11 protein-coding genes are annotated in these 14,521 nt (G+C 74.9%); 6 read left to right on the top strand and 5 right to left on the bottom strand.

The annotated features are described in order from the left end of the window. Nucleotides 1-12 precede the first annotated feature (12 nt). Entirely contained in the window at nt 13-3,156 is a 3,144-nt protein-coding gene (locus ACFU5F_RS07340; protein ID WP_383883226.1) for a sacsin N-terminal ATP-binding-like domain-containing protein, read from the bottom strand. 366 nt (nt 3,157-3,522) lie between these two features. Continuing rightward, on the bottom strand, nt 3,523-4,455 hold the full coding sequence (locus ACFU5F_RS07335; RefSeq protein WP_383883223.1) for a DUF3027 domain-containing protein: 933 nt from the start codon (nt 4,453-4,455) through the stop codon (nt 3,523-3,525). Nucleotides 4,456-5,238: 783 nt separating this feature from the next. Between ACFU5F_RS07335 and ACFU5F_RS07330 the strand changes: the two genes are divergently transcribed. The 4 genes from ACFU5F_RS07330 to ACFU5F_RS07315 all read left to right on the top strand — a co-directional run bounded on the left by ACFU5F_RS07330 (nt 5,239) and on the right by ACFU5F_RS07315 (nt 8,797). Continuing rightward, nucleotides 5,239-6,585 carry an MFS transporter gene (locus tag ACFU5F_RS07330; protein ID WP_383883463.1) on the top strand — a complete coding sequence of 449 codons (1,347 nt, stop codon included), beginning with the start codon at nt 5,239-5,241 and terminating at the stop codon, nt 6,583-6,585. A 74-nt stretch (nt 6,586-6,659) separates the two neighbouring features. Then, entirely contained in the window at nt 6,660-7,130 is a 471-nt protein-coding gene (locus ACFU5F_RS07325) for a hypothetical protein (RefSeq protein ID WP_383883221.1), read from the top strand. Between the two features lie 16 nt (nt 7,131-7,146). Further along, complete coding sequence (locus tag ACFU5F_RS07320) at nt 7,147-7,917, top strand: futalosine hydrolase (RefSeq protein WP_383883218.1); 771 nt, start codon at nt 7,147-7,149, stop codon at nt 7,915-7,917. A 10-nt stretch (nt 7,918-7,927) separates the two neighbouring features. Further along, nucleotides 7,928-8,797: a 1,4-dihydroxy-6-naphthoate synthase gene (locus ACFU5F_RS07315; protein WP_383883215.1), complete on the top strand. Its 870-nt coding sequence runs from the start codon at nt 7,928-7,930 to the stop codon at nt 8,795-8,797. Nucleotides 8,798-8,819: 22 nt separating this feature from the next. Here the strand turns inward: ACFU5F_RS07315 and ACFU5F_RS07310 are convergent, their stop codons facing one another. Then, nucleotides 8,820-9,203: a cold-shock protein gene (locus tag ACFU5F_RS07310; RefSeq protein WP_005486266.1), complete on the bottom strand. Its 384-nt coding sequence runs from the start codon at nt 9,201-9,203 to the stop codon at nt 8,820-8,822. 193 nt (nt 9,204-9,396) lie between these two features. Between ACFU5F_RS07310 and ACFU5F_RS07305 the strand changes: the two genes are divergently transcribed. Beyond that, nucleotides 9,397-9,648: a hypothetical protein gene (locus tag ACFU5F_RS07305; RefSeq protein WP_383883212.1), complete on the top strand. Its 252-nt coding sequence runs from the start codon at nt 9,397-9,399 to the stop codon at nt 9,646-9,648. Nucleotides 9,649-9,652: 4 nt separating this feature from the next. Here ACFU5F_RS07305 and ACFU5F_RS07300 read toward each other — a convergent pair whose 3' ends face one another. Both ACFU5F_RS07300 and ACFU5F_RS07295 read right to left on the bottom strand, forming a co-directional pair. After that, nucleotides 9,653-10,279 carry an HAD family hydrolase gene (locus ACFU5F_RS07300; protein WP_383883210.1) on the bottom strand — a complete coding sequence of 209 codons (627 nt, stop codon included), beginning with the start codon at nt 10,277-10,279 and terminating at the stop codon, nt 9,653-9,655. Nucleotides 10,280-10,343: 64 nt separating this feature from the next. Next, the gene (locus ACFU5F_RS07295; protein ID WP_383883207.1) at nt 10,344-11,399 is read right to left on the bottom strand and encodes a hypothetical protein; all 1,056 of its coding nucleotides are present in this window, start codon (nt 11,397-11,399) and stop codon (nt 10,344-10,346) included. A gap of 284 nt (nt 11,400-11,683) precedes the next feature. Between ACFU5F_RS07295 and ACFU5F_RS07290 the strand changes: the two genes are divergently transcribed. Next, nucleotides 11,684-14,311, top strand: a complete 2,628-nt coding sequence (locus ACFU5F_RS07290) for a helicase C-terminal domain-containing protein (RefSeq protein ID WP_383883205.1) — start codon at nt 11,684-11,686, stop codon at nt 14,309-14,311. The last annotated feature ends 210 nt before the right edge of the window (nt 14,312-14,521 follow it).

Here is a 14,521-nt window from a genome sequence, read left to right as displayed (position 1 = left end):
TGTGTCTTCCTCTCAGTCGAACCAGCGGTCCCGTGCCAGTTCCGCCGTCCTGGACGGGTCCTCCAGCAGGGCGGCGACCTCGAAGCGGCGCGGCCACTGGCCCGCCGCCCAGGCCAGCCCGGCGGCGACGCCTTCCAGGGTGGCGGCGTGCAGGACGCCGTCGCGGGTGCGGCGCCAGTCCAGCTCCACGCCGTCGACGACCAGTTCCTCGTGCTCGACGTACGACGCGGGGGTGGCCGGGCCGAGCAGGACCCGCACCGCCTCCGGAACGTCGTGCTCGGTGCCCTCGGAGTCCACCTCGCCCGTCACCGACTCGCTGAGCCGCCGCACCTGGAACAGCTCGGCCAGCTCGGCGGCCCGGGCCGGCCGTACGGGGAGCAGGGGCGTCCCGGCGGTGAAGGGCAGCAGGTCGGGCGAGTCGACGACGACGGCGTCGGCCGCGTCCACGACGGTCACCTCACCGTCCACCACCGCGCGCAGCTCGTCCGGCAGGGTCACCTGGTCGGGGTCGAGGTCCGCCAGCGCGCCGTACAGACCGTGGAGTTGGGCGGCGGACACGGGGAGGTCCGGGTCGACCAGCCGGTCCAGCAGCTCGGCGGCGCCGCCCGGCTCGTCCAGCAGCGCGGCCACCGAGGTGCGCACCCCCAGCGCCCGCAGGACCTGCTCGTCGTCGAAGCCGGTGGCGTCGGCCTCGTCGTACAGACCGCGCAGCAGCGGGTCGCCGCCGGCCGCGAGGAGGCCCGCCGGGCGGCGGCCGTCGAGCACCGGGTGCCCGCGCAGCCACCAGGCCGTGTAGGGGCGGACGACCTCGTGCGTGCCGTCCGGGAGCAGGACGCGGACCGGCTGGACGAGGGCGTCGCGCAGCGGGGGCCGGGCGAGCAGGGCCAGCGCCTCCGGCCACCGGTCCTCGTCGACGAGGTCCAGGTCGCGCACGGCCACGATCTCCGTCGCGACCGGCGGCACGGGACTGTCCGGGAAGCGGTCGAGGATGTCCTCGGACCACACGTCCACCGCGTCGAGCAGACCGGCGTCGTCAGGTTCGGCGAAGTCCCCGTCGCGCGGCTCCAGTTCGTCCGGGTCGAGGACGACGTCCGTGGCGCGGACGAGGGCGAAGGTGGCGAGCACCCCGCAGGCCGCCAGGGGCTGCTCGCCCCAGCGGTCGGCCAGTTCGGCGTCCACGAGGGCGAGTTCGTCCTCGCGCATGACCCGGGCGAAGGGGCTGCCGGGGAGGACGAGTTCACCGGCGGGGGCCAGTTCGCCGTCCTCGTCGGGCAGGGCGAGGGCGCCGAGCCAGGGTTCGTCGCCGGGTTCGAGCGCGGCGTCGCGCACCAGCGCGAGGACGAGGTCGGCGAGTTCGTCGGCGTCCGGCCGCCCGTCCTCCTCGTCCCAGACGCCCCCGTCGTCGTCCAGGGACGCGGCGACCGCGGCTCGGACCTGGGGGGTGGTGAGCACGGCGCGCGGGGTCGCCGGCAGCGCGCCCAGCTTCTCCAGCAGCGGATGCGCGGCGTCCGGGTGGGCGACCTTCAGCCCGAGGCGGGCGAGGGTGTCGGGGCGGGCCGCCTGCGGGCCGTCGGGGGCCGGGAGGAGGATCTGCCGCGGCCCGATGGTGGTCCGCCCGTCCGCGAGCGGCACCGGCAGGCCCGACAGCCGGTCCGGGTCCACTCCCGCGAGGCTGTCGTAGAGCCGCCGCCACCAGTCGGGAGCCTTCTCCAGCCCGGCGAGCCGGTCGATGACGTCCCCCAGCGGCAGGCGCGCGACGCCCAGCGTACGCAGCTCCGCGCGCCGTTCGAGCCCGGCGGGCAGCAGACTGGGCAGGACGTCGGCGAGCACCCGCACGGTCTCCGCGCCGGCCCCCTCGACGACCTCGGCGTCCCGGGGGCGCAGGGCGACGGGCAGGCCCTCCAGTTCGTCGTCGGGCTCGGGCGTCACCGCGCGCGGCAGGAACGCGGTGCGCGGCAGCCGCTCCAGGATCGCCCGGCGCAGCGCGCCGTCCAGTTCGCCCTTGCCCAGCGGGCCGGGCACCAGGTCGATGATCCCCTCGGCCACCGGCTCCCAGGCGGCCAGCAGCCCGGCGTACGCGTCCGCCGCGCGCTCCACGAGGAAGTCGGTGAGCGGGCCGGGCGCCGCGTGCCGCCGGGTCGTGTCCAGGGGGAAGGAGGCGATGAGCAGAGCGGGCAGGCCGAGGGCCTCGTCGCTGGGGGTGGGCGCGTGCACGACGGCGGTGGTGCGCGGGCGTACCGGCGCGCCGTCGGGCCCGGTCGGCACGGCCCAGGTGACGGACCAGTGCGGTCGCAGCCGCTCCTCGACGGGCCGGTCCGCGAGCAGCGCGGCGTCGAGCGCCCCGTGCTCGGCGACGGTGCGCCAGCGCGTGACCCCGTCCCGCGAGTCCTCGACGACGACGTGCGCCCCCTCCACACTCCGCCGCACCGTCCGCACCTCGTCGGCGCCGATCTCGATGACGACCTCGTCGAGACCGGGCAGGGCGAGGAGCAGCGCGTCGTCGACCGCGTGCAGCAGCCGCTCGGCGAGATCGGCGGCGGCGGTGTCGCGCAGCGGCAGGATGACGACGGTGTCGTACGACTCCGGGGCGGTCCCCTCGGCCGCGAACGGCAGCCGCAGCAGCGGCACATGCCCGTCCCGGCGGCGGATCTCGTCCCCGAGGCCGGGGCTGTGCCGGGCCGTCTCGGCGGCGAGCAGCCGCGCCTCGGCGAGCGACCAGCGGATACCGCCGTGCCGCCCGATGACGGCGGGCTCGTCGGTGACGGCGAGCACGGCGGCGAAACCGACCCCGAAACGGCCGACGGCGCCGTCGTGGCCCTGCGCGTCCCGCTTCGCGGAGGCGCGGAGCGTGGACAGCGACTCGACGCCGCCCGCGTCGAGCGGGGCGCCGGTGTTGGCGGCGACGAGGACGCCGTCGCGGAGGGTCAGCCGCAGCCGGCCGGGCACCTTGGCCCGCGCGGCGGCGTCGGCGGCGTTCTGCGCCAACTCCACGACGAGACGGTCGCGGTAGCCGCCGAGGACGAGATCCTCCTCGGCGTTGGCATCCTCACGGAACCGGGCCGGACTGGTAGCCCAGGCGTCGAGCACGCCCCGCCGCAGCCGAGCCGTCCCGAACGGGTCCGCACCCTCGGCCGCCGGCCGCACGAACTTGCTCACGGTTCACTTCTCCCTGTCGCCTGGTGTCCACGAAGGTACCGCGTCGCCGCGCTGCTCAGGCCGGGCGCCCAGGGAGGTGGGGGGTAGCTGGTACGTGGGCGGGTGGGGGTGCGTGGGGGCTGGTCGCGCGGTTCCCCGCGCCCCTGAGAAGCAGGGGCTGCGCCCCATGCTTCTCAGCGCCGACACCGGCCGCCTTCCAGGCCCACGGGGCCCTGGCTTTCAGGCCGGCGGGGCCTGGGCTATCGGGGGCGCAGGACCTGGGCTTCTAGGGGCGCGGGGAACCGCGCGGGAAGCCCCACCGGAGCCGCACCCGCCGACGAACCCCGCACCCCCGAGCCATGAGGCGCGCTCGCGCGAACAGGCGCCCTACGAATGCCCCAGATCCGCCTCGGACTCGGCCTCCTCCGAACCCATCGGCACCGACCCGGAATCGGGCGACGGCCGCAGCGGGAAGGGATCCACCCGGGTCTCGTCGAGCCGCGGCGGGGCCGGGCGCGGCGGGGCGGGCATGACCGCCGCCTCCGAGTGCCCCCCGCAGCCGTACGTCAGGGACACCATGCGCCCGTCCGCCGGCGCGAACTCGTTCGCGCACACCCCGAAGGCCTGCCCCAGCGAGCCCCCGATCGCCACGAGGAACCCGCAGCTGACGCACGCCGCCGGCGCGGCCTGCGCCATCGCGGTCTTCGCTCCGAACCCTTCCTCCCAGCGGTCCGCGGCCGTGTGCAGCCCGTACCGGGACAGGACCCGGGCGCGCCGCATGCCCAGTTCCTCGGCGACCGCCGCGATCGATCCGCGGGTCGGCGCGAGCGGCAGGTTCGCCGGGACCCCGGCGGTGACCTCGGCGTCCTCCGCCTCCACCAGCTCGGCCATGTCGTGCGAGACGGGGGAGTTCGGCAGGGGCTCGTCCTCGCCGGAGTACCCGGGCTCCAGGCGCAGGTCCTCGGCGTCCGTGGGCAGCAGGTCGCCGGGGCCCATGTCGCCAGGGCGGAGCCGCTCGCTCCACGGCACCCACTCCGGCGCGAGCAGCGCGTCGGGGCCCGGGAGCAGGACGACCTCGTCCAGCGTCACGAACTTCGCGCGTGAGGCGCGGGCGACGGTGACGGCCCAGCGCCAGCCGCGGTAGCCCATCTCCTTGCACTCGAAGAAGTGCGTCACGACCCGGTCGCCCTCGGACACGAGCCCCGCGTGCTCGCCGACCACGCCTGGTGCGGCGGCCTCCTCGGCGGCGGAGCGGGCGAGGTCGACGGCCTCGGCACACAGACGGTCGGGGGTGCGGCTTCGCGTTGTCGCTGCGCTCACAGGTATCGCTTCTCTCCTACGCCGTCTCACGAGTGCGCCTCCCTCGGCGGGGGGTGCGGACGGAGCGGACCAGGGGGCCGCGTCGACGTCCGCGCCCGATCGCACTCGGGCGCACCTATGTCATCCATTCTGCGGGATGAACGAGAGGCGCGCGGCCGAGAACAACCGCCGCAGGCGCGCTATGCACGCTACCTTCTCCGAGGCTCTGCGCCCACACCGACGTAGCGGTTCCGCGATTCCGCTGCGCTCGGCCTGGGCGGGGAGGGGGGTGCCGGGGGCTCTGCGGTCGCCCTTGGCAGTTGGCAGAAAACCACCGGGGCTGCCGCCCCGGGCGCCGCCCCAGATGTGGATACGCGGAGGTCGCAGGCCGTCCACCGGCTCGTCGTGGCTGATCGCGCAGTTCCCCGCGCCCCTGACAGCACCATGCCCTGCGGGCCTGGAAGGCGGCAGACCGGCGGCATGAAAAGCACGGGGCGCAGCCCCGGCTTCTCAAGGGCGCGGGGAACTGCGCGACCAGCCCCCACCGCCCCGCAGACACACACAACCCACGCCACCACCCCCGACACCGGCCCACCAAGAACCGCAGGCCCCGCTTCACAGGGGCGCGGGAAACTGCGCGACCGGCCCCCCACCGGCCCGCAGACAGACGGCCCCCGTCGCGCGGGGGGGGGGCCGGCCGCAGCCGGGGCCATCCGAGCGGTAGGCGCACTACGGTCCCCCTTCTCGGGGCACTATGACGAGGTGACCGGCGCCGAGCGGAGCGAAGCGCGCGGATCGGGCCGGGTGACCGGCGCCGTCCGCTCGGTCGGCCGCGCCCTGCACCTGCCGTTCACCGGCCCCGCCCGCGGCATCCGCAAGGCCACCCACGCCCACGGCGCCGGCGAATCCGGCCTCGGCAAACTCATCGAACTGCACGGAGTGAACGGCGCCGGCGACGTGATGATCACCGTCTCCCTCGCCTCCACCGTGTTCTTCTCCGTCCCCACCGACGAGGCCCGCGGCCGAGTCGCCCTCTACCTCGCCATCACCCTCGCCCCCTTCGCCCTCCTCGCCCCCGTCGTGGGCCCCCTGCTGGACCGCCTCCCGCACGGCCGCCGCGCCGCGATGGCCGGCGCGATGCTGGCCCGCGCCCTCCTCGCCCTCCTCCTCGTCGGCGCCGTCGAGACCGGCAGCCTCCAGCTCTACCCCGCCGCCCTGGGCGTCCTGGTCGCGTCGAAGGCGTACGGGGTGGTCCGCAGCGCGGTCGTACCCCGCCTCCTCCCGCCCCGGTTCTCCCTGGTGAAGGCCAACTCCCGGGTCACCCTCTGCGGTCTGCTGGCCACCGGCGTCGCCGCGCCCATCGGCGCCGGACTGCAGGCACTCGGCCCGCGCTGGCCTCTCTACGGCGCCTTCGTGATCTTCGTAGCGGGTACGTTCCTCTCCTTCACGCTCCCCGCGAAGGTCGACTCGGCCAAGGGTGAGGACCGGGCCCTGCTCGCGGCGGACCCCGAGCACCTGCACGGCCCGCACCGCAGCGGGACGCTGAAACGGCCGGGCCTCAGGACGGTCGGCCCGGCGGTCACCCACGCCCTCGCCGCCAACGCCGCCCTGCGCGGTCTCTCCGGGTTCCTGATCTTCTTCCTGGCGTTCCTGCTGCGCATCCACCCCCTGCACGGACAGAGCGCCGCCGTCTCCCTCGGCATGGTGGCCGTGGCGGCCGGCACCGGAAACGCCCTGGGCACCGCCGTGGGGGCGTGGGCGAAGCAGCGGTCGCCGGAGCTGATCATCGTGACCGTCGTCGCCGTCGAACTCGGTGTGGCGATCACGGCGGCCCTGTTCTTCAGCGCGTTCTTCATCGCCTGCCTCGCCGCGGTCGCCGGGTTCTCGCAGGCCCTGTCCAAGCTGTGCCTGGACGCCCTGATCCAGCGCGACGTCCCCGAACTCGTCCGCACCTCCGCCTTCGCCCGCTCCGAGACCCTGCTGCAGATGGCCTGGGTGGTCGGCGGCGCCATCGGCATCGCCCTCCCCCTCAACGGCACCCTCGGAATGGCCGTGGCCGCCGCGATCGTCGCCGCGGGCTGGCTCACCACCGTGCGCGGCCTGCTCTCCTCCGCCCGTCACGACGGCGCTCCCCGCGCCCGCGTGGCCTGACCGTTTCCCCAGTCGGCCCGGCACGCCGGACCCCACGTAAGGGAACCCCTGGACATGCCAGATAGCCTTCGCCCATGACCTTCCCGCGTTCCCGTCGCGCCGCAGCCACTCTCGGCGCCGTTTCCGCCGGACTTCTCGTCCTGTCGGCCTGCGATGAGCCGACGCCGATGGCCACCGTCACGATCGGCACCGACTCGATCAGCGCCGAGGCCGAGTGCTACCGGACCCTCGACGTCGCTCAGGCCAAGGAGTGCGCGGAGGAGAAGCCCTCCAAGTCGATCGAGCTGCCGGAGGGCAAGGCCCTGCGCATCGGCGTCGACCCGGAGGTGGCGAAGACGGGATGGGCCCTGTGGATCAACGGGGAGCAGGCCACCAGCGACACGTTCGACAAGACGTACTGGTCCTTCGAGAACCCGGGCCTCTTCGCCACCCAGCCCGGCCAGCCTCCCCAGAAGTCGCTCACGATCAGCATCGTCGAGCAGAACGCCTCGGGCTCCGCGATCAAGGGCGTGTGGAACTTCAAGCTGAAGAACCCGGACGCCTGATCCCCTGCCGCCGCCCATGCGCATCCTCGTAGCCACCGCCGTCCCCGCCGAACGGGACGCGGTGGCACGAGCGCTCCCGGGCCCCGCCACCGAGGTACGCCTCCCGGCGGGGACCCTCCACCGCTTCCGCACCTCCCCGCACGAGCACGACCTCCTGGCCGCCGGTGTGGGTCCCGCCCTCGCCGCCGCCTCCACCGCCGTCGCACTGACCGCGGCGGCTCTCGCGGGCAGGCCGTACGGACTCGTCGTGTCCGCCGGTATCGCGGGCGGCTTCCCTCCCGAGGCACCCCTCGGCTCACTCGTCCTCGCCGACGAGATCACGGCGGCCGACCTGGGCGCCGAGACCCCGGACGGCTTCGTCCCGGTCACCGACCTCGGTTTCGGCACCGTCACCCACCAGCCGCCGCGCGACCTCGTCCGCGCCGCCGCGACCGCCGCCGGCGCCCGTACCGGCACCGTGCTCACCGTCTCCACGGTCACCGGCAGCGCCGAGCGCGCGGCCGCCCTGCGGGCCCGGCACCCGCGCGCGCTGGCCGAGGCGATGGAGGGCTTCGGGGTCGCCGAGGCCGCCGCCGCGCACACCACGCCCGTCCTCGAACTGCGCGCCGTCTCCAATCCCGTGGGCCCGCGCGACCGCGCCGCCTGGCGCATCGGCGACGCGCTGACCGCACTCACCGAGGCCTACGGGAAGCTCACGCCCGTACTGGAGAGTTGGGACCCCCATGAGCCCTACGCGTCACATGAGCCCCACGAGCACCACGCCCCCTCCGACCCCCACGAGCACTGAGGCGGCGCCCGTGAACCGCGCCATTACCCCCGCCGGAACGACCGCGCTGCGGATCGCGTACTCGCCCTGCCCCAACGACACCTTCGTCTTCGACGCCTGGGCGCACGGCCGGATCCCCGGCGCGCCCGCGCTCGACGTGACGTTCGCGGACATCGACATCACCAACGGCATGGCCGAGCGCGGTGAACTCGACGTACTGAAGGTGTCCTACGCCGTACTGCCCTACGTCCTCGACGAGTACGCGCTGCTGCCCTGCGGTGGGGCGCTCGGGCGGGGCTGCGGCCCGCTGGTGCTGACCCGGGAGCCGGGAACGGACCTCACCGGCCGTACGGTGGCCGTGCCGAGCGAGCGGTCGACCGCGTACCTCCTCTTCCGCCTCTGGGCGGCGGACACCCTGCCCGACGGGGTCGGCGAGATCGTCGTGCTGCCGTTCCACGAGATCATGCCCGCCGTGCGGGACGGCAGGGTCGACGCCGGACTCGTCATCCACGAGGCCCGCTTCACCTACCAGAACTACGGACTCCACAAGCTGGCCGACATGGGCGAGCACTGGGAGGGGACGACGGGGCTGCCGATCCCGCTGGGCGCGATCATCGCGAAGCGCTCCCTGGGCGCCGAGACCCTGGCCGGGCTCGCCGAGACCATTCGCGCCTCCGTCCGCGCGGCCTGGGACGACCCGGCGATCTCCCGCCCGTACGTCCTGGAACACGCCCAGGAGATGGACCCGGCCGTCGCCGACCAGCACATCGGCCTGTACGTCAACGAGTTCACGGCCGGACTCGGCGAGGACGGCTACGCGGCCGTCAGGGGTCTGCTCACCCGTGCGGCGGCCGAGGGGCTGGTACCGCCCCTCGGCCCGGACGCGCTCGAATTCCCCTAGCTCACCTGCGCAGTTGCCGGCACTACACGTCCAACTGGTCGGCCACGGCGCGCAGAAGACCCGCGATCTTCCCGCCCGCGGCACGGTCGGGGTAGCGGCCACGCTCCAGCATGGGCGTGATGTTCTCCAGCAGTGTGGTGAGGTCCTGCACGATCGAGGCCAGCTCGTCGGGCTTCTTGCGCTGGGCGGCGGCGACCGAGGGGGCCGGCTCCAGGATCGTCACGGAGAGGGCCTGGTCGCCGCGCTGACCGGCGACGACCCCGAACTCGACCTTCTGGCCGGGCTTCAGGGTGTCGACACCGGCGGGCAGTACGGAGGAGTGGACGAAGACGTCACCGCCGTCGTCACGGGAGAGAAAGCCGAAGCCCTTCTCACTGTTGAACCATTTGACCTTGCCGGTAGGCACGTCTGTCCTCGTCCTCGTACTCGTCGGAAACTGCGTCTGAAAAGTGTTCTGAAGGTGTTCTCGGTGTGCGCAAACTGCTCTGGACAGCACTGCAGCGGGTCGCCGGACCCGCCGGTCCCCAGCCTATTGGTCCGGGGGCGGGTGACAAGACGTCGGCCGACTCTTCCCTCGCGCTGGGAACTACCCTGGTCGGGTGCGTGACAAAACCCAACCGAATTCCGCCGAACCCGGTGACCGGCTGATCCGTGCCGGAGCGATCGTGTTCTTCGTCGGCGCCGTGGCCACCCTCGTCACCGTGGCCCCGCTCTTCCTCGGGACGACCCCGTTCCCGACCTACATGTTCGTCCTGAGCATGCTCATGGGCGTCGGATTCCTCATCGCGGGCGCGGGAGTCCTGCAGTCCGTCGCGGCGGGGCGCAGAAGGGCGCGCGAGGTACGTACCTGATGCCCTAGGGACGGTGGTGGCTCGTGAGCCACGCGGGAAACGCGGTCAGGTCCGCCAGGACGACGTCGGCGCCGGCCTCGCGCAGTTCCCTTTCGTCGCAGGGCCCGGTGGCGACGGCGACCGCGTACGCCTGAGCCGTGCGGGCGCCGCGTACGTCGCCGGTGTGATCGCCGACGTAGACGCTCGCGGCGTGCTCGCGCAACGCGGCCGCCTTGGCCTCGGCCCACAGGTCACCCACCACCACGTCGGGCTCGATGCCGAGGTGCTCCAGGTGCAGCTTGGCGTTGGGCTCGTACTTGGCGGTGACCACGATCGCCCGCCCGCCGGCCGCGCGGACCGCCGCGATGGCCTCCGGCGCGCCCGGCATGGCAGGGGTCGCGGCGATCGCGATCGCCGGGTACATCGAGCGGTAGAGGTCCGCCATCGCCGGAATGTCCGCGGCCGGGAACCAGCACGCCAGCTCGTCCGCGAGCGGGGGGCCGAGGCGGGTGATCGCCAGGTCGGCGTCTATGTACGTTCCCGTCCGCGCCGCCAGGGCCTCGTAGCAGGCGTGGATCCCCGGCCGTGAGTCGATCAGCGTCATGTCGAGATCGAACCCGACGGTGAGTGCGCGAGAAGTCATACCGCCCATTGTGGGGCGAGGGGATCGGGGGCCGGGGGGCGGCGGTCCGGTCGCACCCGCCGACGCACCGAAGTCACCGGGGGCGTTGCGAGCGCCAGAGCAGATAGAGCGCGGAGGACACCGCCGCGATCCGGAGCATCCAGGGCCACGCTTCCGCCAGCGCCGCGTCCATGTGGCCCTTGGCGATCGGCTCGCCCCAGCGCCCGTCCGTACGTCCCCACAGCCAGACGACCCCGCCCGCGGCCACCGCGCCGGGGATCCCCATGACCGCCCACTTCGACTCGGCGGGCGTCAGCCTCCGTGACAGATAGGCGATCAGCCATCCGAGCCCGAGCGGCACCAGGCTCCCCATGACCGCCCCCGCGACCAGCAGGACGGCGGCCAGCAGCAGCAGTGGGTTGCTCCACCCCGCGCCCGAGGCCCGCAGCCGAGGCAGCCGCAGCCGTCGCCGCCGTCCGCCGTCCTCCTCCGTGACGACCGCCGCGGCCGCCCCTTCCTTCTCCTTCTCGGCGGGCCCGCGAACCGCCTCCCCCTCGGCCCGCACCGGCGGTGGCTTCAGCAGCTCGGGGATCTCCACACCCCCGACGAACCCGGGCACGGAGTCCCCCAGCCCGAACCCGATGTCCCCGTCCCCGGGGCCCCCACCGCCGCCGACCCGCCACCAGTCGGGCTGCACGTCGCCGTCGCCCAGCTCGTGCAGCGGGGCGAGATGCGGCGGGGCCGCGCCGCCGGCCGGGGGCGGCGCGGTGCCGGCCTCGGCGGAGCGGGGCCGCGGCACGACCTTCCGCAGTCCTCGCGACAGCCCCTTGGCCGGCTCCCCGGCGTCGACCGTGTCGTCCCCGTCCGCGCCGGTCACCCGTTGCACCGGCACCGCGGCGGCGCGAGGCTCCGGTCCGTCGCCGGGTGCGCCCGCCGCCTCGACGACCTCACCGGGCGTACCCAGCCGGGCGATGATGCGCCGCACGGCGGCCGGGCTGTCGACGGGCGCCTTCGCGCGCCGCCGGTCGATCTCGTCCCGCAGCCCCGCCACCAGCCGCATCCGCGTCGCCGACGGCAGCTGCCGTTGCTGAGCCAGATCGCCGACCCGGCTCAGATACTCGTAGACGACCTGGTCGCTCTCAATCCCCACGAAGCCCCTCCGGGGTTGGCGCGCATGCTTCCTCCCGACGTTATCGCTTCCGCATACCCGAAGCCGCCCCTGCCCTTCAGGGGCGCGGGGGACTGCGCGAGAAGCCCCCACCGAAGCCGCACCACCCACGAACCCAAGCCGAAAGGCACGGGGCGAAGCCCCCGCCTTTCAGGGGCGTGGGGAACTGCGCGACATGCCCGGACCCGCACCCGCCGACGAACCGAACGCCCCCACCCCCCTGAGGCGCCCCAGCCCGGCGGAGCCCAGGCGCTAACGTTGGCCGGATGAGCACCGAGGAGCACACCCCCACGGAGGCGGCGCCTGCCGGTGGGGCCCCCCGTTCGCTGGCGGAGGCGCTGCGCGGGCGGGACGACCGTTCGCTCGCCGTGCTGCTCCGGGCGCGGCCGGATCTCATCACGCCCGTGCCGACCGACCTGACCCAGCTGGCGACCCGGGCGGGGACCCGCGCCTCGGTGGTGCGGGCGCTGGAGCGCCTGGACCGGTTCGCCCTGCAGACCGCGCAGGCCCTGGCCGTGGCGTCGGACCCGGCGTCGTACGGCGAACTCGCGGGACTGCTGGCCGGTGACGAGGCCGACCCCGCCGTCACCGCCGCGCTGCCCCACGCGCTCGGCGCCCTGCGCGACCAGGCCCTCGTCTGGGGGCCCGAGGACCGTCTGCGTCTCGTGCGCACGGCCCGGGAGCTGCTCGCTCCGTCCCCTCAGCACCCCTCCCCCACCGGTCTCGGCCCGACCGTCGCGGAGGCCACGGCGGGCATGTCGCCGGGGCGGGTGCAGGAGATCGTCGCGGAGGCGGGGCTGGCCAGCACCCATGACTCGGTGTCGGCCGTCACCGCACTCAGCGGGCTGTTCCGCGACCGCCGCCGCATGGCCGCGCTCCTCGCCGCCGCGCCCTCGGAGTCGCTCGACGTGCTGGCCCGTCTGGTGTGGGGGCCGCCGTACGGGCAGGTCACGGCCAGCCCGGCGGCCCATCTGCGCTGGCTGCTGGACCGGGGTCTGCTCCTGCCCACCGCGCCCGGCACCGTCGTCCTGCCGCGCGAGGTCGCCCTGCATCTGCGGGCGGGCCGGGCTCACCGGGAGGTGCGACCGGTGCCGCCGCCGGTGGAGGCGTCGGGCGCGCACCGCCCGCAGGTGGTGGACGCGACGGCGGCCGGTCAGGCGTACACCGCGCTGGCGACCGTGGAGGAGCTGCTGAAGGACTGGGACGAGGGCGGGCCGGGCGTCCTGCGCGCGGGTGGGCTCAGTGTGCGGGACCTGAAACGCACCGCCGCGGCCCTGGACCTGTCGGAGCAGACCACCGCGTTCTGGGTCGAACTGGCCTATGCCGCCGGGCTGCTGGCGTCGGACGGCGAGGCCGACGAACGGTACGCCGCGACCCCCGCGTACGACGAGTGGCTGGAGCTGCCCACCGCCGAGCGCTGGGCGCGGCTCGCCACGGCGTGGCTGTCGGCGACCCGTACGTCCGGGGTGATCGGCGAACGGGACGCCAAGGACCGTACGTTGTCGGCGCTGGGCCCGGGGCTGGACCGTTCGGCCGCGCCCGAGGTGCGGCACCGGGTCCTCGCGCTGCTGGCCGGGCTCCCGGAGGGCACGTCGGCCACGCCCGACTCCGTACTGGCCCGGCTGCACTGGGAGCGCCCGACCCGTGGCGGCCAGCAGTCCCCGTCGCCGCAGCTCCCGTCGTCGCAGCTCCCATCGTCGGCGTCGCAGGCCCGGCAGGGGGACGATCTGCGGGCCCGGATCGCGCGGTGGACCCTGTCGGAGGCCGAGTCGCTGGGGGTCACCGGGCGGGGCGCGCTGTCCTCGCACGGCCGCGCGCTCCTCGGTCTTCCCCCGGAGGCGGCGGCCCCCACCGACCTGCCGGAGACCCCCGGCGACCGGCTCCCCGCCCACCACGTCCCGCTGCCGCACCCTCCGGTGTCTTCCTCCGACCCCGTCGCCGAGCGGGCCGCGGCCGCCTCCCGGGCCGCACGGCTGCTCGCGCCGCTGCTGCCCGAGCCGCTGGACCACGTGCTGCTGCAGGCGGATTTGACGGCGGTGGCTCCGGGCCCGCTGAAGCGGCCGCTGGCCGACGCGCTGGGCGTGTTGGCGGACGTGGAGTCGAAGGGTGGCGCGACGGTGTACAGGTTCACGCCGGGTTCGGTGCGCCGGGCGCTGGACGCGGGCCAGAGCGCGTCCGACCTGCACGAATTCCTGACCGCGCACTCCCGTACACCGGTCCCGCAGCCCCTGGCGTACCTGATCGACGACGTGGCCCGGCGCCACGGGCAGCTGCGGATCGGCGCGGCGTCGGCGTACGTGCGCTGCGACGACGACGCGACGCTCAGCGAGATCCTCGCCGACAAGCGGTCGCAGGGGCTCGGGCTGCGGCGGCTGGCGCCGACCGTGCTCGCCGCCCAGGCGGACCCGGCGACGCTGCTCGACGGGCTGCGGGCGATGGGGTACGCGCCGGCCGCCGAGTCGGCGGAGGGCGATGTCCTGATCACCCGGGCGCATGCCCGTCGCACCCCGCCCCGCACGGCTCCCGAGCCGGTCCCGGACGGTCCCCCGGTTCCGGACGGCACGCTGCTGGGCGCTGCGATCCGTGCGATCCGCGCCGGCGACCTGGCCTCCACCGCGCCCCGCCGGACGACGGGGGAGCCGGCCCCGTCCGGCTCTCTGCCCCGCACGGGTCCCGCCGAGACCCTCGCGACGATGCAGGCGGCCGTCCTCACCGGCGAGGCGCTGTGGATCGGCTACGTCAACGCCGAGGGTTCCGCCAGCCAGCGTGTGATCGCCCCGGTCCGCGTGGAGGGCGGCTTCGTGACGGCGTACGACCACACGGCGGACGAGGTACGGACGTTCCCGCTGCACCGGATCACGGGCGTCGCGGAGCTGGCGGACGAGGCGACCTGAGGGAGCCGAGGCAGCCCTCCGGTCCGGCCGTGTTGATCAAGCCGCTTCCCGCCCCTCACCCGTACGGGCGTACGCGGGAGTTCATGCAGGCCACCGGGTGATTTCCCCCTGGCGGGTGGTCGCGCGGGGGCGGGCGCATCGGGGGGCGGGCGGCGGGGCAGCCACCCTGGGTCCGATCGAGATCGACTCCCTGCGCTCGAAAGGCCCACC

The organism is Streptomyces sp. NPDC057438, assembly GCF_042802995.1.
Lineage (GTDB): Bacteria > Actinomycetota > Actinomycetes > Streptomycetales > Streptomycetaceae > Streptomyces.
The sequence above is the reverse complement of the archived record's forward strand: the minus strand, read 5'-3'. Positions and strand labels throughout refer to the sequence as shown.

Bases quoted from the DNA above. Each gene is read 5' to 3' on its own strand.
- ACFU5F_RS07300 (WP_383883210.1), bottom strand. From the start codon at position 10,279: ATGGGCGGTATGACTTCTCGCGCACTCACCGTCGGGTTCGATCTCGAC.
- ACFU5F_RS07320 (WP_383883218.1), top strand. From the start codon at position 7,147: ATGCGCATCCTCGTAGCCACCGCCGTCCCCGCCGAACGGGACGCGGTG.
- ACFU5F_RS07325 (WP_383883221.1), top strand. From the start codon at position 6,660: ATGACCTTCCCGCGTTCCCGTCGCGCCGCAGCCACTCTCGGCGCCGTT.
- ACFU5F_RS07290 (WP_383883205.1), top strand. From the start codon at position 11,684: ATGAGCACCGAGGAGCACACCCCCACGGAGGCGGCGCCTGCCGGTGGG.